At 55.2% G+C, this 21,374-nt stretch carries 20 protein-coding genes; all 20 read right to left on the bottom strand.

Annotated features, from left to right (window positions below; translation table 11 throughout):
• Positions 1–108 precede the first annotated feature (108 nt).
• Positions 109–1,179, bottom strand: a complete 1,071-nt coding sequence (locus tag M0R70_00785; GenBank protein ID MCK9417896.1) for a polysaccharide deacetylase family protein — start codon at positions 1,177–1,179, stop codon at positions 109–111.
• Positions 1,180–1,198: 19 nt separating this feature from the next.
• Complete coding sequence (locus tag M0R70_00780) at positions 1,199–1,486, bottom strand: phosphopantetheine-binding protein (GenBank protein ID MCK9417895.1); 288 nt, start codon at positions 1,484–1,486, stop codon at positions 1,199–1,201.
• A gap of 323 nt (positions 1,487–1,809) precedes the next feature.
• Positions 1,810–2,712 carry a lysophospholipid acyltransferase family protein gene (locus M0R70_00775; GenBank protein ID MCK9417894.1) on the bottom strand — a complete coding sequence of 301 codons (903 nt, stop codon included), beginning with the start codon at positions 2,710–2,712 and terminating at the stop codon, positions 1,810–1,812.
• A complete protein-coding gene (locus M0R70_00770; protein MCK9417893.1) occupies positions 2,690–3,889 on the bottom strand; it encodes a DUF2062 domain-containing protein in 1,200 nt (399 codons plus the stop codon). Before M0R70_00770 ends, M0R70_00775 begins: the two co-directional genes overlap by 23 nt.
• Positions 3,876–5,246: a lipid biosynthesis B12-binding/radical SAM protein gene (locus M0R70_00765; GenBank protein ID MCK9417892.1), complete on the bottom strand. Its 1,371-nt coding sequence runs from the start codon at positions 5,244–5,246 to the stop codon at positions 3,876–3,878. Before M0R70_00765 ends, M0R70_00770 begins: the two co-directional genes overlap by 14 nt.
• Positions 5,243–6,514, bottom strand: a complete 1,272-nt coding sequence (locus tag M0R70_00760; GenBank protein MCK9417891.1) for a radical SAM protein — start codon at positions 6,512–6,514, stop codon at positions 5,243–5,245. The genes M0R70_00765 and M0R70_00760 overlap by 4 nt, the downstream gene beginning before the upstream one ends.
• Positions 6,515–6,689: 175 nt before the next feature.
• Positions 6,690–7,361 (bottom strand): hypothetical protein, encoded by a 672-nt coding sequence (locus tag M0R70_00755; GenBank protein MCK9417890.1) that lies wholly within the window; start codon positions 7,359–7,361, stop codon positions 6,690–6,692.
• A gap of 184 nt (positions 7,362–7,545) precedes the next feature.
• On the bottom strand, positions 7,546–8,664 hold the full coding sequence (locus M0R70_00750; protein ID MCK9417889.1) for a beta-ketoacyl-[acyl-carrier-protein] synthase family protein: 1,119 nt from the start codon (positions 8,662–8,664) through the stop codon (positions 7,546–7,548).
• Positions 8,661–9,146: an acyl-CoA thioesterase gene (locus tag M0R70_00745; protein ID MCK9417888.1), complete on the bottom strand. Its 486-nt coding sequence runs from the start codon at positions 9,144–9,146 to the stop codon at positions 8,661–8,663. The genes M0R70_00750 and M0R70_00745 overlap by 4 nt, the downstream gene beginning before the upstream one ends.
• A gap of 1 nt (position 9,147) precedes the next feature.
• On the bottom strand, positions 9,148–9,537 hold the full coding sequence (locus tag M0R70_00740) for a hypothetical protein (GenBank protein MCK9417887.1): 390 nt from the start codon (positions 9,535–9,537) through the stop codon (positions 9,148–9,150).
• A complete protein-coding gene (locus tag M0R70_00735) occupies positions 9,524–10,198 on the bottom strand; it encodes a DUF3261 domain-containing protein (protein MCK9417886.1) in 675 nt (224 codons plus the stop codon). Before M0R70_00735 ends, M0R70_00740 begins: the two co-directional genes overlap by 14 nt.
• Complete coding sequence (locus M0R70_00730) at positions 10,195–12,582, bottom strand: hypothetical protein (protein ID MCK9417885.1); 2,388 nt, start codon at positions 12,580–12,582, stop codon at positions 10,195–10,197. The genes M0R70_00735 and M0R70_00730 overlap by 4 nt, the downstream gene beginning before the upstream one ends.
• On the bottom strand, positions 12,575–13,489 hold the full coding sequence (locus M0R70_00725) for an outer membrane lipoprotein carrier protein LolA (GenBank protein MCK9417884.1): 915 nt from the start codon (positions 13,487–13,489) through the stop codon (positions 12,575–12,577). Before M0R70_00725 ends, M0R70_00730 begins: the two co-directional genes overlap by 8 nt.
• The gene (locus M0R70_00720; GenBank protein ID MCK9417883.1) at positions 13,486–14,973 is read right to left on the bottom strand and encodes a radical SAM protein; all 1,488 of its coding nucleotides are present in this window, start codon (positions 14,971–14,973) and stop codon (positions 13,486–13,488) included. Before M0R70_00720 ends, M0R70_00725 begins: the two co-directional genes overlap by 4 nt.
• A complete protein-coding gene (locus M0R70_00715) occupies positions 14,970–16,274 on the bottom strand; it encodes an AMP-binding protein (protein MCK9417882.1) in 1,305 nt (434 codons plus the stop codon). The genes M0R70_00720 and M0R70_00715 overlap by 4 nt, the downstream gene beginning before the upstream one ends.
• Before the next feature lie 172 nt (positions 16,275–16,446).
• The gene (locus tag M0R70_00710; protein ID MCK9417881.1) at positions 16,447–17,199 is read right to left on the bottom strand and encodes a 1-acyl-sn-glycerol-3-phosphate acyltransferase; all 753 of its coding nucleotides are present in this window, start codon (positions 17,197–17,199) and stop codon (positions 16,447–16,449) included.
• Positions 17,200–17,201: 2 nt separating this feature from the next.
• On the bottom strand, positions 17,202–17,468 hold the full coding sequence (locus M0R70_00705) for an acyl carrier protein (GenBank protein MCK9417880.1): 267 nt from the start codon (positions 17,466–17,468) through the stop codon (positions 17,202–17,204).
• A gap of 177 nt (positions 17,469–17,645) precedes the next feature.
• On the bottom strand, positions 17,646–18,872 hold the full coding sequence (locus tag M0R70_00700; protein ID MCK9417879.1) for a beta-ketoacyl-[acyl-carrier-protein] synthase family protein: 1,227 nt from the start codon (positions 18,870–18,872) through the stop codon (positions 17,646–17,648).
• Positions 18,869–20,359 (bottom strand): NAD(P)/FAD-dependent oxidoreductase, encoded by a 1,491-nt coding sequence (locus tag M0R70_00695; protein MCK9417878.1) that lies wholly within the window; start codon positions 20,357–20,359, stop codon positions 18,869–18,871. Before M0R70_00695 ends, M0R70_00700 begins: the two co-directional genes overlap by 4 nt.
• Before the next feature lie 236 nt (positions 20,360–20,595).
• Positions 20,596–21,330 (bottom strand): 3-oxoacyl-ACP reductase FabG, encoded by a 735-nt coding sequence (gene fabG / locus M0R70_00690; protein ID MCK9417877.1) that lies wholly within the window; start codon positions 21,328–21,330, stop codon positions 20,596–20,598.
• Positions 21,331–21,374: the final 44 nt, after the last annotated feature.

Genomic DNA, 21,374 nt, shown 5'->3' with positions numbered 1-21,374 from the left:
GACAGGCTCAGCACGAACGGAATAAATCTGGCAATATCAATAGTCGTACCCGTTCGCCCTGGGCTTGTCGAAGGGTGAACGGAGGCTTGTGCAACAAGCTCAGTACGCTTACCGCGCGCTGTACGCTGGCTGTGCCGGAATCTCCGCCGCCAAAGGCGCCTGTTGCGCGATACCCAGAATGTCCAGCCCCTGATCGATCGTTACGATCCGCATGTCCGGATAGCGCGTGCGGACATACCGTATCATGTCGCGGATCTGGGCCCATTCGTCGTAGAGAATGCGATCGATGCGCGCCGATGCGCCGCTTGACTCACCAATGATCGTGTCCCCCGCCCCCGGTCTTCCCGAGAGCGGAACAAAATACAAAGACCCGAAGAACAAATACCAGGCCGGCGGTTCATACCTGCCCTGAGCCCCCGACGGGCTGAACATTAGTTTCTCCCCGGGGATGAAACTTCCATGTCTCTCTTCAACAGCGACCTTGATGTCCACCCGATGCTGGTAGAAAATGATCCAGGACCTGCCGGCATAAGCGCGGTCGATAAAACGCTCCATCCCGGCAAGATCATGTTTGATTGAATAGGATTTTAGATCATAGGGATCAACGATTGCCCCATTCACAGCGTTCCTGCCTCCCCGTCCTGAACGATAGTAGCGTCTCGCAACCGCCCTTACCATCTCATTGTTCTTGTTATACGGATAGACGAGGTTTTTGATGTTCAGCCCCAGACCTTCGAGCGTTGCTTTTGATCGGGACAATTCACCTTCGACCTGTGCGGACGAGAGAGACCTCAGGTTCGGATGGGTCGCTGTATGGGCCATGATCTCCCAGCCCGCATCCTTGAGCCCGATGATCTGCGCAACGGTCATATAACCCGGTCCGTTGATCCAGTCCGTCGTGATCGCCGAGCATGCAACAGCCCCCTGCTCCGCAAAAATGTCCCTTGCAACCAGATAATCCGTATCGTTCCCGTCGTCGAACACGAACGTGACCAGCGGGATTGACCCCGTTAGACCGCTCGTCAAATTGGATTTATTCGCTCTGTCCCCCGCCATGCTGCCTTCGCTTAAGTGGTCTAACGGGGTTGACCCAATCGGTGCTGCGGTTTCCCTGGTACCAATGCCGACGCAGGAAACAATGAACACCAGAAGCCACGCAACGATAAAATATCGTTTCATACGTTCCTGTGATCAAGCATTATGATGCTTTGTTTTTGTTATCATATACGAAATGGGCCATGGTATCAATGGAATGAAATATCTCTTTCCCCTGATCCATGTTCTTCACTTCCATACCGAAGTTGCGCTGCAGCAGCACGACGATCTCGACGGCATCGAGGGAATCCAGCCCAAGCCCTTCGCCGAACAAGACCTCATCGTCCTTGATATCCTCCGGCTTGATGTCTTCCAGCGAAAGGTCACGGACGATCATCTCCTTGAGATCTTTTCGTATTGCCGCCAGTTCCTGCTCTTTGTTCTTTTCCATCATGTTCTCCTTGCACGTAATATTGTTTTTTATTTTTGTATCTACTCAGATCAAAATCTGTTAGCCGCGAAAGAACCCCCGATAAGACATTTCGAGGGCAGGCTCCAGGAACGCAGAGAGATTTAAAAACCGAACTTCATGATGTCAGCTTTTCTTTGAGATCTTTGCGTTCTTTTGCGGCCAACCTGAATAGTTACTTGTTTTTTTCGTGTCTTCGCCTGCACCCAGCGGTTACGAGTGGTAACGCGAGTGCAGGGTGTGCCTTCGTGTGAGACCACTTTTCATTCTGAATTCTTGTTTCATCAAACTGATGCATTGCCTCGTTAAATATTCCCCTTCCACATGTCGCGAAACACGAACCACTGATAGGGGTAACGAACTGAATACTCTTCCAGGACGCGGGCGAACTCCTGAACACAGGCATGAATCTCCGCGTCCTTGTTTCCCCGCTTTCCCGCGGGAGGATCGATCACGTGCGAGACATCGGTAACGTGTTTTGTTGCTCCGACCTTCGCCGACAGCAGCACTGCCACGGGACATTGCGCTGCGGATGCGAGACTGAACGCGCCGTACGGGAACCGAACGTTCCCGCCGAGCAGCGATGCCTCTACCGAACCGTATCCGTAGGTGCGGTCTCCCATGATCGAAACAATGTCTCCCCGGTTGATGGCCTTCAGGGCTTCTATCACGCCGCCCATGGCGCCGTCGGTATAAATGATCCTGACGGTTTCCTTTTCGCTGTCGATGTTCAGCGCCTCTTTCACCGCGACATTGTCCTCGGGGCGCATCATCAGGTAGACCGTCCGTCCAAGTCCCCTGAGCGCCGTCATCGCCACCTGCCAGTTGCCCACATGAGCGGTCAGCAAAATGAGACCCTTCTGTCCGTCTGCCAGGAGCGCTTTGATCTTCTCATATCCGACGATCTCGAGACTGATCTCCTGTGCGCCGGCGGCCACGGAGAAACGGTCGATGAGGCTTTTCCCCTGGCTCACGAACAGCAAGTATACATCAAACAGCTGCCGGAGCACGCCGTGGTCCGGGAAGCGCCTCCTGACATAGGCCTTGGTCGCGGCAACTGCCGCATGATCAAAAGCCAGATAGTAGAGACAGACGATGGTGAGCAGTCCGTAGGTCCCCCTGAGGCCGAAGATACGCACTGCTGTCCGGAAAAACCAGAAGCCCAGCCGGTTGCCCCGCTTCCGCTCAATATCCTTCTTTTGCGACATTCGCGCACCTTACCCGTTTGATCACTGTCGCGGCGATAAAAATAACGCCTCCGATAATGACAGCGCTCAGAGGAGCAATGATCAGAGCTCCGAGAAACCACTCGTACAAACGTGATGAGAACTGTTCAAACACCGTCCTGAACGAGAGCTCGGTGAGCCACTGACCGTGCCGAAGATAATATCCCGTCTCGATGCACAATGCAGGAATGAAAGGCGGCATGGCCAGGTGCTGTATGTTGAGAGACACGACCTTGTTCAGGTTGAGTCGCATTGAAACATAGAGGATCACGAGCGTATGCACGAACAGGAGCGGAAGAACGGCAAGAAACATGCCGATCGCCCCTGACATCGCCAGGCCGACCGGTGTCGCGTTCTCAAGCAGGAGCATTTTGAGAACCTTTCCCGGATGACGCCAGAGCGAGAGATCGAATGCATTGAGATCCCTTACCAGCTTCTTGTGCGGCAAGGGAAGGAGACGCCTGCCCACAAGCATGGAATGTATGCCCGTGAGGCGCAGGTTGTCGAGAAAAGGCTTGAAACTCGAAACACGATCCCCGGGCTTTGGATAAATCACGCTGACCGGGACCGGTTTAAGTTTGAGCCCTGCCCAGGCCGACCTGGCAAGCGCCTCAGCTTCAAAATCGTAGCGCTTTCCCTTGAAGCGCAGTTGATTAAGATACTGAACAGGATAGGCTCGGAAACCGCTCTGGCAATCGTCCACGGTCAGACCGGTCTCGACCTTGAGCCAGAAATTCGCGAACGCTCTGCCGAAACGGCTCGATGCAGGGACGTTCTCTGTATTAAAATCCCTGCAGCCGATGATAAGACCTGGTTCGTCCTCCTTGATGAGCGGGATTAATCTCTCGATATCCCTCGGAACATGCTGACCATCGGCATCGATCGTGATGAGGTACAGACCGCCGTGGTCCTCAACATAGCGTGATGCGGTAAGGATCGCCTGACCTTTGCCGAGATTCTTCCCGTGTTTCAAAACAACCACGTCGAGACCGGCAAGAAGCCCCGCCACATCAACGTCCGTACTGCCGTCATCGATGACCACGACGTGCTGCAGGATGGCGCGGCATTCCTTTGCTACCTTCCTGACCGTTTCCCGGTTATTATAGACCGGCACTGCGCACCAGATGCGGTCACGCGGTAGTAAGCTACTTTGCGGCATGCCGTATCCTCTCTCTGGGTTTCTTCCCGGGAAGCAGCAGGTCCCACATCGGGCCCGTGTATCCGAGCTTATGGAGGACCTGGAGGCTGTTGTCCATTTTATCGGGCGGAAACACGCAATGACGCACGTCGGCAAAGGCCCTGGTCAATGTTTGCTCGAGCCATTCTTTATCCACGGCCGGAGACAGGTAGTAGACGGGCTTTAACAGCCCCTCATCCGGCGCGATGAGCTTTTCCTTGATCGCCAGACGTGCCAGCGGGGTATTAGGCAGGATGCGTATGCCCATGAAGATGAAGGCCACGCATTTTTTCAGGGCCAGGATGTTCCTGATCCCTTCCTGTACCGTCTCCTCGGTCTCCCCCGGTCCGCCGAACATGAAGAAATGCGACGCGGCGATCTCATGGCGCTCGAAAAGTTCATTGCACGCAATGACGTCATCAAAGGTAAAGCTCTTGCCCATCTTCCTGAGCGTGGTATCGCAGGCCGCGTCAGTGCCGATCTCGGCCGCGGCGAACCCGGTTTTCTTCATGCGTGCGACGATCTCGTCGGTCAGGCCCCCGGGCTTGATGAATGCGGTCCAGGGGATGTTGATGTTCCGCCTCTCCATTTCAACGAGCACCTCGAGATACGCGCCCTCATCATCATTGAACACGGAATCGACAAAGAAAACATATTTGGTCTTGAACGTGTCGCGCAGGAGTTCGATGTCGTCGACCACCGCCCGCGGTTCCCTCCTGCGAAGCACCGCGCCCTCGAGCAGGGGATACGTGCAGTACACGCATTTATAGGTACAGCCCCGCTTTGTCTGGATCGAAGCGATATTGCCGCTGTGGAGATAAAATTCGAGCAGCCGCTCATCGTAGAGGGCAGAACTGATCTGCGCGCCCGGGAGCCTGGTCGCTGAACCGATGAGGCGCTCCTTCGGGTAGATCCCTTTCGCCGCGTTGTCGGCAAACTCAACCGCCAGGACCTCGCCTTCACCGATAATGCCGTAATCAGCGCCGGTCTCTTTGAGGATCAGTTCAGGGATAAGAGAGAACCCCGCTCCTCCCAGAAGCACCTTCGCGTTCGAGGCCCCCCGGACCGTGGTCACGAGGTCCTTTACGTTCTGGATGTAATACTGCTCGTGCATGAGATTCACGTTGTCGATATTGCGCACCGATATCCCGACCAGGTCGGGTCCGAACTCCCGTACCTCCCGGCCGATCGCCTCAAGCGAGTTGTTCTGCTGCAGGAAGTCAGCCTGGTGAACCGTATGACCCGCCTTCGTGAGCACGGCCGCTATAATGCTCACCCCCAGGGGATAGAGCGGGTAGGGCGACAGGGTCACATTGGCCGAGATCAGCAGTATCTTCATCGGGCCGTCTCCGCGATCTCTTCCTGCTGCCATTTCCTGCGCCGGAGACTTGCCCCCCGGTACGTTCCGTCCGCCTTCTCCTTTTCAATGACCTTGAGAAAGAGCTTGGCCATCTTGAGGTTCTGACTGCTTTCCTCGTAGAACGTGTCCCAGGCGTAATAATACAGGTCCTGCAGCTTTGTCGGCGTCATCAGTGCCGGTTGATACACCACCTGCCCGCCTGTGTATTGGTTCCAGTCGTTCGTCAGGATCCTGCCCTCCTTCGCGAGCGCATCACGGACCGGTGTATTCGGGAACGGCGTCAGGATCGTGAACTCGGCCAGGTCCAGCTTGATCTCGAGCAGAAAATCGACAAGCCGCTTGACATAATCCTCATCCTGTTCATCCATTCCGAGGATGATCGTACCCTCGACGCCGATGCCGCGCTCCTGCAGCCGCTTTACGCGCTTCCGGATGTAGTCCGACGTGTCGAAGATGGCCTGGTACACATACCAGCAACCGGCCTCGGCCGCAAGGTCCAGGATCTCGTCGTCGTCCTTGATGGGATGAGAGACCCATTTCTTTTTGAGCGGGATCAACGCCTTGAACAGGTCCTTCTCCCACTGATCGTTCTGGGCCAGGGAGTTGTCCACGAAGAACAGACGGTTGTTATCAATGGCCGCGACCTCGCGAACAACGTCATCGATGGGACGGGGCCGGAACTTCCGTCCGCCCAGGAACGGGGTACAGCAGCAGAAACAGTTGAACCGGCAGCCTCGCGAGGCATGAATGAGATCAACCATCTGCACGCCACGATAGTTGTATCGCTCCCGGTTGAGGATATTCCGCCTCGCCGGCCCGACCACGCTCATGTCGGGAAAGTTCCATTGATAGTCATACACCTTCTTGAGGCTGTTGTTCTTCAGGTCTTGCAGCACTTGTCCAAAACGGCCCTCGGCCTCGCCGAGGAACACGGAATCGGCATGCATCCTGGTTTCTTCGGCATGCAGCATGGCGCCGATGCCGCCGAAGATGACCGGGATCCCCCTCGCGCGGAACCGGTCGGCGATCTCCCACCCCCGCTTGATCTGGCACGTGAGCATGCACGAGATGGCGACCAGGTCCGTCTTCTCGTCAAAATTGATCGCCTCCACATGTTCATCAGTGAACGCAAGCTCATCGTCGCCGGGCACGGTGGCCGCAAAACAGATCGGGCCGTGCGGCGGCAGATGGAACTCCGTCTGCCGTTCCAGCTTGGGCCACTTTGGATAAATGAGTCTGATCTTCACACTATGCCTTTCTTTCCGTCATTCGTATGATTTTTCGTAACAACTCAGCACATCTGAATCCAGAAGGGTGTTACATTAGAGAAAAACCCTTTTATCCGCAGATTTCGCAGATGAGCGTCACGCCTGGGCGTGATGAAATCTGTGTAATCTGCGGATAATATTTTGACCTGAGCAGTTACGTATTTTGCTGAAAAGTTATGAATTTTCTTACCAATCCTGCTACATCGGAGCCCGTTTCTGCAAGAGCCCGGGCCTCAGCCACATCACAGAGGACCGAACCGCCCTGATCGCGTTCCCGACGCAGGACGAAGAACAGTGCCTCATCGGCTTCCGCCTTCCCCGCAAGCATCACCGGCGCTTCGTCGGCAAGGACCATCTCGGTCGCCACGTCGAGCACGGCTGACAGTGCGTTGCTCTCTCCGGCCGCATACAGAACCGGCCCCAGAAATCCGAAATGAATGGCTGCTTCACCGATCGGGCTCGACGGCAGCGTGTAAATGAACAGGTTCCCCCGCGACAGCGTACGCCCGCTCTCAAGATAATCCCGGAAGTACCCGATATCGGACCGGAGTGAACCCTCTGCATTTGTTCCGACGATCCCGATGTCCTGTTTCCCTGTCGGCGAGTATTCGATGCCCGCGTCCTGAAGGGCGAGACTCACGCCAAAAACAGTCATTTTTGATATGGTGTCGAGCCGGCCGAAGTTTTTAAAGGGATGAGAAAAAATGTCCCTCTTCGGCAGGGTGAGAGCGCCTTCGCCGGCCTCATACACATGCTTGAGTTCGCTCCTGATACAACCATAGCCTTCTTTGGTGAGCCATCCTATGCCGTTGACGGAAATTGACATTGTTTCCTAACCTGGATAAACCAGAACCAAAAGGTCGTCTCTCGCAGAGTACGCGGAGCACGCAGAGTTAAAACAACACCGTTAAGTCTTGGCTTTAAACCAGAATATTTTTAAGCTTTTCTCTGCGAACTCCGCGCCTCCGCGAGATATATTCTTCCCCTTTTGATAAAATGCTATTCATCCGTCATAAATCCAGCACCAAGGCCGTGTTGATCCCGCTGAAACCCGCGTTCGTCATCAGGGCCAGAGACCGGCTGCGTACCGGCTGCGGTCGGTCAGAAGCCCATCCCCGCGCATCGTCATCAACCTCGATCAGGTTCACCGTGGGCGGGACAATCCCTTCCCGGAGCGCGCGTTGCGCGATGAGCATCTCCACGAGCCCCGCCGCTCCCATCGTGTGTCCAATGCCGCCTTTGATGGAATACACCGGACGGGGACCATCCGTGAATACAGCGCGAAAAGCACGCATCTCCATCTGGTCGTTGTACACGGTCCCGGTGCCGTGCGCGGCGATAAGCCCCACATCAGCAGGACGGATGCCGGCGGACACAAACGCCTTCCTGATGGCCAGGACAAGGCCTTCGCTCTCGCGAGACGGGCCGGTCATGTGGTTCGCGTCATCGCTCAGACCCCAGCCTGCTATCGTCCCGAGAACAGGACGGCCCTCGCGGACCGCGCGTTCTTCGCTCATAATAAGCGCATAGGCCGCGGCCTCGCCCACGTTCAGGCCTGCCCGGTTCCTGTCAAAGGGCCGTGCAGGCTGTTTGTCCAGCGCCATGAGCGAGGAAAAACCGGAAACAATAAATTCAGTCACGCTGTCGCAGGCAACCACGAGCACGCAGTCAGCGTGTCCGTTCCTGACCATGGCAGCTGCCTGCGCAGCCGCCGCGGCTGATGACGTGCAGGCAGCCGAAAGCACCAGCCCGCCGCCCTTGGCGGAGGTCAGTTCGGCCACCTTGCTGATGAGCCTGCTGACAATTGCTTCCTCAACATCGCCCTTGTTCTCAAGCATGCTCTGTTCGAGCAGGTCAATCTCCCCTTTGGTCGTTGCCAGCATAAGTTTCGCGTCTTCGGGGACGGCTGTTCCTGCAAACAGGGTCCGCAACATCTGCATGACCAGTGATTCCCGTTCGTGGTACCGCAGACCGCTGATGATACCCGCATAGTCAGAGTGGAACGCCGCGGTTTTGAAACGACTGACCCGCGATAGGGCGCTTTGCCCCGAAAGCAGACCCTTCCAGCATGCGTCTGTTCCCCTGCCATAGGGTGTCAGCATATCCGCCGATACGATGACCGGTTTCATAGCGTGCGATGGAACTCCCCTGCCTTCCATCTCCTCCGGCAGCGGTCAAGTAATTCCGGCGAAACCATGAAAGGTTCTCCGGTCTGATGGTCGGTGAACAAATGCACCATGTAAGCGCTCGAGGCAACGCTCTTGTCCTGCTTGAACAGAAGATACTCGATATTCAGCCGCGATCCTTCGTGCCAGATCATCGATGCCTTGATCGTGAATTCCTCATCGAGGAACAGCGGTTTATAGTAATCAATGTGGAATTCGACGACCGGCGCGCGCAGTCCGGCTTCGAAATAGTCCGCATACGACAGACCGCATTTTCTGCCAAGTTCCTCGGACGCCTCTTCGAAATAAAGGGGGTACCTCCCATGCCACGCGATCGCCATGGGATCGGCCTCATTGAAGCGGACCCGCCGCTTGATCTCAACGACAATGGGCTCGGGTACTCCCGGGACACGCTCAAAATAGGTTGTCCTGTTCTTTGACCTCATGCTACCTCTTGTTCTCCCCGATGTCATAGGAGACGCGCAGTTTCATTTCCGAGATCTTGTCGCCCGCCCGTGAGATGGCCGCTTTCACGACGATCTCGCCGCGGGTGTCCCCCATATCGATGATGACACAGGTCACCTCGTCGGCGGGGAACACGGGTGAAAAATACTTGGCAAGCACGACCTCTTTCAGGACCACGGCCTTTCCACTCCCTTTTTCGAGCAACGTGAGCGCGCACTGGATCTGGCACACACCCGGCAGGACCATCTTCTGGGGAAAGTGCCCTTGAAAACCAATGAACCCGGACGGAAACGTAAAACAGGACGTCAGCCTCTTTCCTTCCTTCGCGAGGCCGGTCATGGAGCGTTCGATCTCTGCCTTAATTGTGCTCAACAATAAACTCCTTCTGCCTTATGGTCAACCGGTAGCCGTATTGGTAGTGAATAAGGACAATGCCCTGCGGCCATCGTTTTCCATCCTGGTCATGGTATTCGTAATACGATACGTTCCAGACTATTCCGTCCTCTTCATAATAGTTCTTCTCGATCAGGTCCCCGCCCGTTCCGGCGAATACATACTCCAGAAAACCGGGGCCAAAAGGCTGACGAAAGATCAGTTTATATCTTCTCTTCCAGACAGTCGCTTCGGGACCGGGGGCCAGATCAAAATAAATGCGTCTGATGTCGCTGCCCACCGCAGTGGCGATATCGCCGTATCGGGAGAAATCCGCGATCGTATAATGGCTTGTTACGCTGCGCTGATCGCCGGAGAGCTCGAACAGTTTAACGCCCATGGGATTCATCCCGGCGACCCTGAAAACTCCATCCAGCTTGTTTATCTGCACGGTGCCGATGCCGGAAAATTTGCGTGAATTATACTCAAAAACAACGCTTGTTAGCAATTGAAAACTTGCCGGAATGCCCTTCTGAAAACGCGCTACCATGCCTCGGGGATCTTCGGAATCAAGCACTACCAGACCTGTTTTCTGAAACGGGACCGTGCTGCATCCGGCAATAAATACCTGCAGTATGACCAGCAAGACGAATCGCTTCATTGCAGTTGACCGTCCTGTTTCGAAATCTTCAGGATTCTGCACAGGGACGGTATCACGATCACCGAGGAAAGATATCCCGCGACCATGGAGATGACCATGGCAACGCCCGTGGAAAAAAAGGCGGGATGATGCGCGAAGAGCAGCGCCCCCGCTCCGATCACGTTGGATGCCGCGGACAAGGTCATTGCCATAACAGCGCCGAAGTGAAGGTTGCGGCTGTATTCATACGTTATCCCGATCCCGTAGTCCACGATAACGCCGCTCGCGATAATGCCGGCAACGATACTGATGACGTTCAGCGGCATCTTGAAAATCGCCATGAAGCCGAGCAGCCAGATGGCGCCGGTCACGAGCGGGACGAGCGCGATCAGCGTCTCTTTCCATTTCCTGAAAAAGAGCCAGGCCAGCACGACGTTAAAGAGGACCGCGAGCGGGGCGAGGATCATCGCTTCCCTCGCCGTATATGCGGATATCGACGAGGACAATGCCTTGCCCGATACAATGAACGTGCCGGGAAACTTTTTCGTCAATGCGGACAGCGGGTCGAAATTCTTCGGTTCGTCCGGGAAGAACGACATGATCCGGTATTCTCCGTTCTTCTGTATCACGAACCGGTCCTGCAGCCGCGCAATCATGCCGCCGGGATCCGCTGCAGCGCGTTGATGAGCATACAATCCGTCGAAGAACGGCGTAAACGCGCGCTCCGAGAAGCCGTATTCAGCGGACGTTTGCCTGATCAGTTCCTTCAACCTGCGTTCCCGCCCCTGACTCCAGAAACGGTCCCAGCGTTCCTGATTTTCCCTTCGGTTCTTTTCAGCCGGCCAGAACATCGCAAGGCTGGTAAATTCCTCTCCGCTGATTGTCTTCATTGCCTCGCGGAAGACCCGATCGTTCTTTTCCATGGCTTCCTCGAGGCTTGCGCCCGTGACCACCAGGATCGCCTGATTGGTCTTTCCGCCCCATACCTCATGGAACGATCGCTCGGCCTGCAGCACCTCCGGTCCGCTGCCGTCGAGTTTTTTTACGTCGCTGTCGAGCTTGATTGACAGGGACAGGATGAAAAAGATGATGGTAACGATTGCCCAGATCCCGACCGTGAGCTTTGCGGGCCATTGGATGTTCTTCAGCCGGTCGCCGACGGTCGGATCTTCCACGATCGCATATCGTTTCCAGGAAAGGGTCAACGGCAGCACGAAGAGCGAAAAGAGAAGGCAGATAAGGAGGCAGATGATCGAGAACAATGCCAGCTGATGGTATCCGCGGATATGGGAAAAATACAGGACAACGAAGCTGAAGATTGTCGTAATGGCATCAATGAACACAAGCTTGGCGAGCTGTACGGGCTGCGACGTGCCGGTGCCCCGTTTCATGGCGATATAGACGATCAATCCGTAGTCGGAGATTCCCACAATGGCCGTGCCGAACCCGATGACCAGGTACGATAGTGTGTGTTCAATGCCGGCCAGCAGAATGACGCCCCATATGACGGCGATCAGCGGGAAGATGAATACGAACATCGCCCGGGCGTCGCGGAACGCGAGAAAAAAGAGCAGGAAGAAGGCGATCGTGGCGATGAGGGAAGCGACAGCGATGTCCCGTTTGATCACCCGTTCGTTGCTGACCGTGTGAAGATGGCCGCCGATGACGTCGGCGTACACGTACCCCGGCAGCTTGTTGATGCGCTCCTCCAGCGCCTGCACCAGCTCCTTGCTCTTCCGGCTGTCCATCATCTTGACCGGGGTCTGGATGATGAGCAGGGCATGACGTCCATCGCGGCTGATGAAACGGCCATCCTCGATGGCGACATCAAAACCCATCGAGGCCGGGAGCGCCCGCAACTTGCCGAGCAGCAGCGTTTTGATGCTCAGGGGGTCTGTGCGCGATAAGGAGGTCATGAAGACGCTCTCGGGTCTGAGCGACTGGAGGTAGATCGCCTGCATCTTTTCGGAAACCGCTTTCGGCGTCAACTGGCGGTCGATGGCTGCGAGATCCTCCTCGCCGAGGATCTGCGGCGCGTACTGCAGGACCGAGAATTCCTCCATGGCGTCGGCCACGGAGACTCCCGTGATCACGCTTGTGAAGAGCGGCGGTTGAAGCGATGCCGCCAGCTCATCGACGGCCAGGAAGAGGTCCTGCTTCCCTTTGGACGGATCGGTCAGGGCCAGGGAGATAATAATCTTGTCGGAAAGGCTCGAGTCGCGGAGAAAATCCATGCTGCGGGTGATCTCCGGGTCCGGCGGGAGCATGATATCGATATTGCCTTCATAAGGGACAAAGAAAAGCCCTGCGCCGGCGGCAACCGTGACCAGGAGTACGGTCGCGAGCACCCCTTGTTTGTGCCGGTGCACGAACTGGTACAGCAGCGAGAAATACTTTTCAAACATGCTTTACCCCGTTAGAGAAGGCCACCGGCGCACGATGACCTTCCACAACATCCTTTCGGGATAGTTGGATATGAACGTTATCGGAGAACAAGGAGGTACTCCGTTCTCTAACGGGGTGAACCCCGTTAGAGAATCCGAGGTCTCCAAGAGGATGGTCAACATTCACAAGCGATAGTTGCATTCCCTTGCTGTCCATGATTGTTAGAGAACTATGTTTTCCAATGGGGCGGACCTCAAAGTCGCTGCTGTCGAGAGGCGCATTCAGGAGCGTGTTCGTGAACGTGATCGTGGTGATATCGCCGCTCAGTTCCTGCATACGGATCTGCTGTAAATAGGTCTCGTCCTGTCGGAAGGTAATCGTGATGTTCTTGATCACCTTCCGGGAGTCATTATTCGCGCGGGGAGAGAACTCGATCGTCAGGGGACTGCGTTTCACCAGCCGCACATCATTGGTCTCAAGAAGTAAGCCGTACTCGCCGGAGAACCAGACCGTCAACTGCTTGATCACGTTCTGGAACATCGGGTTTTTCGTCAACGAGAGTTCCTGGACCTGGTCCGTGTCTTCGTCCCACTGACGGATGAATGTATCAGTGATCAGGACGGAATACCGGAGCGGCTTATCCACATGCCAGGCGACCTTGTTCGGTTTCTGGAGATAGATCCTGCCCCTAAGCACGAGTTTCTCCTTGAACATGGCCATCTCTTTTTCCTGGGTGAAATCCGTTTTAAGGGTCTTGAAGTCCGAGACCTTTTTCCCGATGCTGTTCAGCACTGCGGACAGATCGGTTGATTCCGGCGCAGCATCAGTTTTCATGTCCTTTGCGAAAACCTGTCCAGCGTGCACCAGGATAAAGAGGATCAGGAAGAGAACGGCCCCCCCTTTCCCGCTATTTTTGTTCATCATCATACGGCCGCCTTGCTATCGCCCTGCCAGACCTTTACTTCTCCGCTGGCGATCAGGGTATCGCCATTCCTGACCTCTCCCTGGATGATGCCGAAGTCTCCATACCTCGCGACCTTGAACACTGATATGCGAAGGGTATCGCCGACGCACGCGCTTCCGGTGATCGCGAGGTTCTTGATGCCCAGCAGGAAGCCTTCCTGCTGGGGACTACGGCTCCCGAGCTTTCGAAATCCCTCCTGTGCGGCGATAGCCTGGGATATGATCTCGGGATACGAAGCATCATCGAGCTTCCCGTCCTTCCCCACAAATATCATGTCCGCGCGCACGATCATCTCGGACAGGGACGCCCGCTCCTGGATCTCGAGGAGCCGGTCGATGAGCAGCATGGGCTGTTTATGCGGAACGAGCTGACTGGCATCCACCGGCAGGAACATGATATCATCCCGTTTATCCAGGTTCTTCCAGCACAGGGGGTCGGAAGCCAGGTAGTCGCCGGTCATCTGGTATGCCGCTCCCCGGCAGCCGTAACATTCGCTCAACCGTTCGCATTCGCTGCACGGCCCTTTGATGGTCTCGGTATAGTTCTTGAGGTCCTGGACCACCTCACTCTCCCGCAGAATGTCCTTGAGCCGTTGTTTTCGGACATTGCCGATCGGGATCGTAACCCCTACGCACGGCTGCACAAAGCCTTCGGAGTTGACCGCGCAGGAGAACTGGTGACGAAGACACTCTCCGCCCACGAGCGGAGGCTTGGGGTCCCAGGTGTGTCCGTATTTTTTCCGGTCGATCCGGGAGATCCGGTGAAAAAGCTCTTCGATCTGCCGGGAATCGACTTCAAGCATATTGTGTTCTTTAGCGCCGCCCTGCGGGGTGATCATCTCGAAATAGGGTGCGATGTTCTGGTCCCGCAGCCACTCCCACATCCTCGGGAGCTCATCGATGTTCTGCTGACAAACAACCGTGCTGATGCCCATGAAACGGTCCGCCGATGGATAGCCGGCCAGTTTCAGGTTGTTGAAGGCTTCATGTATCTGGGCATACGCGCCTTTCCTTCCCGAGAGCATGTCCTGGATCTTTTCCTCGAACGTGTTCATCTTGAGTACCACGCGCACGCCGAGGTCATACAGTGTCCGGGCCATCTCAAGCGTGATGTTCGTCCCGTTCGTGAAGAGTTCGATGTCCATGCCGAGTCCCCTGATGTACTGGATCATCTCGATGATAGGGGGATAGAGCATGGGCTCGCCGCCGAGGACGATGATCTTTCTCGCGCCCAGTTCCCTGGCCTGGTTGATGAGGTCAAGGAACTCATGTTTGCTCAGCTCGTTCCGGTTGACGTTGCTGTCCGAAGCATAGCAGTAGAGACAACGAAAATTGCAGTTCTTGTTGAACTCCATCTCCATGGAAAGCAACCTGCCCTCACGGACGGCTTCGGCGACCTCCTGATGGGAGAATTCCGCGCCGTAAATACGGCTCTGACAGGATTTCATATTTTTTTTCTCTTATCCACAAATCGAATTGGTTTCCGGGAATTCCCGGGGTATACATCACGCTTCACGCTTTCCTCGCTCACGATGACAACCTCGGGCCTCACCCGCAGGTGCGCCTGGAGCTTTTCCATGATCATGGCCGCTGAACAGGATGCGTCGTTCACGGCGACCTGGACCATGATCACATCGGAGAGGTCGTAGTCGCTGGTCGCAATCACGGAGTACTCGCTGATCCCGGGAAACGAATCAAGGACCGTGTAGATCGAGTTCGGATACAGCGTCGTCCCGCGAAACTTTATCATCTGTTTCTTTCTCCCGAGGATGGGGCCCAGGCGGAGCGATTGCCGTCCGCAGTCGCACGGTTCGTCGATCAGAAAACTCACATCCCCGGTCTGAAACCGCAGCAACGGCATGCCTTCGATATTCAACGGCGTTACCACGACCTCGCCGGATTCCCCGCCCGGAAGCAGCTCACCCCGGTCGTTCACGATCTCGACGATCGCCAGGTCGGGATGCAGGTGTCCGCCCTGCTGTGCCGTGCACTCGCAGAATGAGGTAATGGTCTCGGAGGATGCATAGGTCGAATAGACCTTCGCCCCCCAGACCGCTTCCAGGTTCTCGCCCACCCGAAGAAAAGCAAGCATGCGGTCCCTCACGGGCTCGCCGATACAGATCATTTTTTTCACGCCAAGCGATCGCGGGTCGATGCCCTGGGATTGCACAAACTGCCCCAGTTTGAGCAGGAACGTCGGCACACCCACCAGGGCGGTCGGTGCGAGGCGCCGGAGGATCTCGAAATGGCTGTCAACACTGCTCAACCCGTTCCTGATAGCCGCCGCGCCCAGGCTCCGGACACCTGAAAAGTACGCAAGCCCTGCGATGAAGCAGCGGTCCATGGTACAGGTCAGCAGGACGATATCGTCCCGAGTCAATCCGCAGCTCGTGAAGGAGATCTCTTCGTTGTAAGCCAACCGCCTGAGATCGTTCTCAGTATACATCATCTTGGTCGGCTTGCCCGTGGTCCCTGATGACAGGACGATGTCCACGACCCGGGACATCGGCACAGCAAGAAAATCCTCATTACGAAGACTGAGCGCGGTTTTGTCCGTAAGCGGGAGATCGCTCAACCGGTCGAGCGTAACCGCTCCGGCGTCTATCCCCTGCTCACGGAACAACTGCCGGTAATAGGGAGAATGATCAGCGCAATATTGGACATGCTTTTTCAGCATACCTTCCTGCACCATCCTGATCTCCCCCGGAGCGGAGAATTCCAGCTTCTTATTTCGGTCGAATTCGATCATACGGTTTGATAAGCGCCAAATTACCAATAAATTCCGTAACGGCTCAGGCAAAATATTATCCGCAGATTACACAGATTTCACAGATTAAATCAAATCTAAATTTATTATTTTAAAAATCTGCGCTCATCTGCGAAATCTGCGGATAAAAAGGTTCTTCTTTGGAATTTTCCTCTCATGAATCGTTCTCCATAACGGACAACTCTTTATCGATGATATGCCACACCCTGTTCTTGAAGGCGAAGGCATTCAGGTCCTTATACTCATTCCAGGTAATGGCCGGCAACCTGCGTACTCGTATCGTACCGGGACGCAGAAGCAGCGACCCCTTGGGCGGGATATTTTCGTTCCCGGTGATGCAGAGCGGGACCACGGATGCCTTTGACTCAAGCGCCAAACGAAACGCCGCGCCGTGAAAACTCCCCATAGTCCTGCTCGCAGAACGCGTACCCTCGGGAAAGAAGATGATCGAGACGCCGTCCGACAGCAATTTCGTCGCTTGCGCCATGAATTGTTCGTGGGACATCATCCTGATATTCAGGTATCCGGAAAACCTCGCGTACAGTCCGAGCACGGGTATCCTGAAGGGCCAGACATTCACGATCTGCACGCACTCATGCGGCAGGACGCACATGAGGAATGCGTCAGATGCCGCACGATGGTTGCAGACAAAGATGAACGGTTCTTCCGCTCCATTCTTCCCAAGATCCTCATACCGGAGCTTGATAATCGGATACGGGATCGACGTAATGAGTATCCCATACCAGCTGATGGCGCGGCGAAACCGTTTCATGGTCAGACGGTGCGACAGGAAAATCCTCGAGATCGCGACCATCAGCGTCAGCGCCGGGATCGCGATCGCGGATAATAATACAAAGAACGTATAAAAATACAGATTCAGAAGAAACAGTTTGATCCTATACAACATCGCTAAACGCTCGTTTTGTTTTCCTCGGTCTTCAGCGAGGATATGAACTGGTAGATGTCCTGAAGCGTCCGGATGTCCCTGACCTTTTCCTCGTTCCTGATCTTGACGCCAAAGGCGTTCTGGAGCGCGACCACCAGGTCGACGATATCCAGGCTGTCGAGTCCCAGGTCAGTGAAGATATGCGCCTCGGGGACAAGACGCTCCTTCTCGATCTCAAAGGATTCCTCGAACACTTTATTGATCTTGTTGATGATCTCCTGATCGATCATGATTCCTCCGGAAAACTAATTTCAAATAACAAATTTTACAAATTCGAATAAAACAAAAATTTCACACGAAGGCACAAAGGCACGAAGAAAAGTTAATGAGTGGGGAGAATTTTCCTCTCCGTGGCTTCGTGGCTTTGTGTGAGTCAATACTAATTACGACTTTGTCAATTTTTGCGCTTATATCTTCCTGCACACCAGCGCCGCGTTGATCCCGCCGAAGGCGAATCCGTTCTTCAAAATGGTCTTAATCTGTTTTTTAAGCGGCTGCATTACGTGATGTATCCCTTCGCATTCCGAACTGACGGCGTCAAGGTTCAGCGTCGGGTAGATCACGCCCCGCTCCATCATCGCAAGCGAGGCAGCCAGCTCGATGGCGCCCGAAGCGCCGAGCGTATGACCGATATACCCCTTCAGACTGCTGACCGGAACTGCTGATCCGAAGACCTGCCCGATGGCCTCTGCTTCCTCCTGGTCTCCCTGAAGGGTGGCCGTGGCATGGGCGTTGATATAATCGACCTCTCCGGACTGAACACGGGCGTCGCGGAGCGCCTGCTGCATACAGACGACCATGGAGTCCCGGTTCGACTGGCTTACGTGAAGACCGTTCGCCGTGGTGCTGTAGCCCATTATCTCTGCGTAGATCTTTGCGTTCCGCTTGACCGCCCGTTCGTAGTCCTCGAGGACCAGCAGACCGCTCCCTTCCCCGCAGACCAGGCCGTCCCGGTCCTTGTCGAACGGCCGCGGAGTTATCTGCGGCGTGTCATTATATTTTGTCGACGTCGCGAACAGGATGTCGAACGACCCGGTTACCGTCGGGTGAAGCTCCTCGGCCCCGCCGCAGAGCAGGACGTCCTGTCTCCCAAGCCTGATCAGATCGTACCCCGTGCCGATGGCATGGAGGGCGGACGCACAGGCCGCGGCCGGCGCCATGATCGTGCCGTTCAGTCCCAGGTACTGGGCCGTGTTCACCGCAGCCGTATGAGACATGCACTGAAAGAACATGGTCGAGTTCAGCCGGCTCAGGTCCTTGTTCGGCAGCATGGTCTCAAAGGCGTCGTTGATGCTTTTCGCGCTCCCCATGGTAGAACCTATGACGCAGCCGACCCGCCACAGGTCTTCGCCGGAAAGGGAGATACCCGCGTCAGCGATGGCCTCATCAGCGGCCTGTGCCGCGAAGATGCTCATGCGTCCCATGGAACGCCGTTTCTGTCTCGGAATTCGCTTCTCGTCCTTGATATCCACCGTTGCCCCGACGAGACTGTGCAGGCCGATGTACTGGTCCCATCCTTCCATGCGCCGCACCGCGCTCCGGCCTTCCTCGATGCCCTTCATGAGAGCAGGCAGGCCGTTGCCGAAAGGCGAAACCACGCCGATCCCGGTTATGACGACTCGTTTTAATGTCATAATGCCCGGTTCAGCAGCCTGCCGTACTGCTCTTTGCCCACCACCGCACGGCCAACAATGAGTGATGACATCATGGCGCCGGTGATCCCCGGCAGGAGAGCACTTTGTCCCGCTGCATACAGGTTGTGCAGCGGGAGTTTCCCGATAAGATTGAACTGTCCCATCTTCTGCTTGATGCCGTAGGCACTGCCATCAGGACTGTTCAGGTATTCTTTGAAGGTCAACATGGATGCCGCATCCACGATTTCAAGACTCTCCCGATACGCGGGATAGACCCTGCATATATGGTCCATGATCGCTTCAATACGCTGCTTTTTATAATCAAGGTATTCCCCGGGCCTTTTCCCTCTCCGGGACTCGTTCCAGGGCATTACCTGTTCCGCGTGCGAGGGTTCGAGGATACAGACCGCTTTCCCTGCACTGTCATGACCAGGAGGCTTGATGATTACCACAGCCGGATCCCCTTTGTATAAAGGATCAAGCAGCCGGTTCACATCCTCGATCGGGAAAAGGGACGTGACCCCGGCGTCGGGATACGGGTCACGGGTCCCCGGTTTGATCGTTGCAAAAACGGAGAAGAAACCCACCGATGATTCGAACGACCCGATGCGGTCCGCAAAGGCCTTGCTGAAGTGTTTTGCGGGCAGGACCTTTAATACTTCCTTGGGGTGGATCGTGAATACGCACGTATCCGACGCAATTTCCTCGCCGGTGTTCAGGATAAAGCGGCCCACCTTGGTGTCGCGGATATCCGCCAGTTCCGTGATAGAGCATCCACAGCGGATATCCACGTCGTATTCCTTGAACTTTTTCTGAAAGGCATTGACAAATGCATCGCCGCCGTCTTTTACACAGGCAAAAGATTCGTAAAAGCTGAGCATCATTCTGCTGTGATTGGCAAAGGACATCTCATCCGGCCTTACACCGTAGCACATGGCTAACGCGGACAGCAGGCCGCGCAGTTGCGCATCCGAGGTCACATCCTTCAGGACCGCGTCAAGCGATATATAATCCTCGTCCAGGTTCGGAAACGTGATATTATTTTCATGAATATTGAGGGACGGGCTTCGTTGACAGACAGAAAACATCTTTTCAAAGTACCGGTCTATCGCGTTCGTCTCACCGGGAAAGTAAACCTTGAATTGCTTCTTTATGTTCCCGATCCCGCTGGGGAGTTCGAACGACCTGCCGGTCGCTTCGAACACAAACTGATTTTTGAATGTGTTGGAATAGTAAATCGGCTCGATGGAATCGCGGATCCCGAGGAACATCAGGATATCGGAGAGTATGCCGCCCTCATGAAGCCCGCCCGTGAAATGGAACCCCGTATCGAACGAGATTCCTCTCTTGGAAAATCGCGCAAGAGAACCGCCGATATGCGGGGCTTTTTCGAGCAGCAGAACGCGATGTCCGCTCATCGCGAGCAGAAGGGTCATGGTCAGTCCGCTGATGCCGCTCCCGACCACAATATCGTCATATTTTTTCATGAGAGAGCCTCTTACAAATTTCCCAACCAGTCATTCCCGCCCCTGCTTCAGTCATGCTGGGGCAAGCTTTGAGCGGGAATCCGGTTCTAACTGCGTGAAAAACCATATCCCCGACAGAGGCATTCGGGGATGACAACCAGTTTTGCAAGAGCCTCTATCGTTAATCACTTCGGGATAATTATTCGTTATCAAAAGAGGCCTTTGCTACGACTAAAATAAAGATCACCGGGTAAACACTACATCGCCAGTCCGCCGTTGATGCCGATCACCTGACCATGAATATACATATGCTCTTCCGTGCACAGGAAGTTCACGACCGCGGCCACATCATCAGTGCTGCCCAGTCGATTCAACGGGATCAACGGCAGGATCTGTTCCTTCGGGATCTTTTCGGTCATCTCCGTTTCAATGAATCCCGGCGCAACCACATTCACCACTATGTTCTTTTTCCCGACCTCGCGCGCGAGCGCCTTGGCCGCGCCGATCAGGCCCGCTTTTGAGGCTGAATAATTGACCTGGCCCGCCTGGCCGATCTGGCCCGATACGGATGAAATCACGACGATGCGGCCACGCTTCGCCTTCAGCATCGCGAAGACCACCGCACGGGTCACATTGAAGAACCCGTTCAGGTTTGTGGAGAGGACCGAGTTCCATTCGTCCTTGGTCATCCACATCAGGAGATTGTCGCGGGAGATGCCCGAGTTGTACACGAGAACATCGGGTGACAGGTTTTCCAGGCGCGCGCCCAGGGCGGCTTCGGTCTCTTCAAAACTTGAGACATCGAACGGGATGAGTTCGCAGGCACTTCCCGATGCTTCTATATCTGCTTTCGTTTTTTGCGCTGCCTCGTGGTTGCCTTTATAGGTCAACCAGATGGAGAAACCGGACTTTGCCAGCTTGAGCGCGATAGCACGCCCTATCCCCCGGCTTCCGCCGATGATCAATGCCGTTTTGTTTGTTTGATTATGCATGATTATGATCGAATGCCGATACCTCGCGGTCCCTGACGATTGAT

This window comes from Nitrospirota bacterium (assembly GCA_023229435.1).
Lineage (GTDB): Bacteria > Nitrospirota > UBA9217 > UBA9217 > UBA9217 > JALNZF01.
Note: the sequence above shows the minus strand (reverse complement) of the source record. Positions and strands in the feature narration are given on the sequence as shown.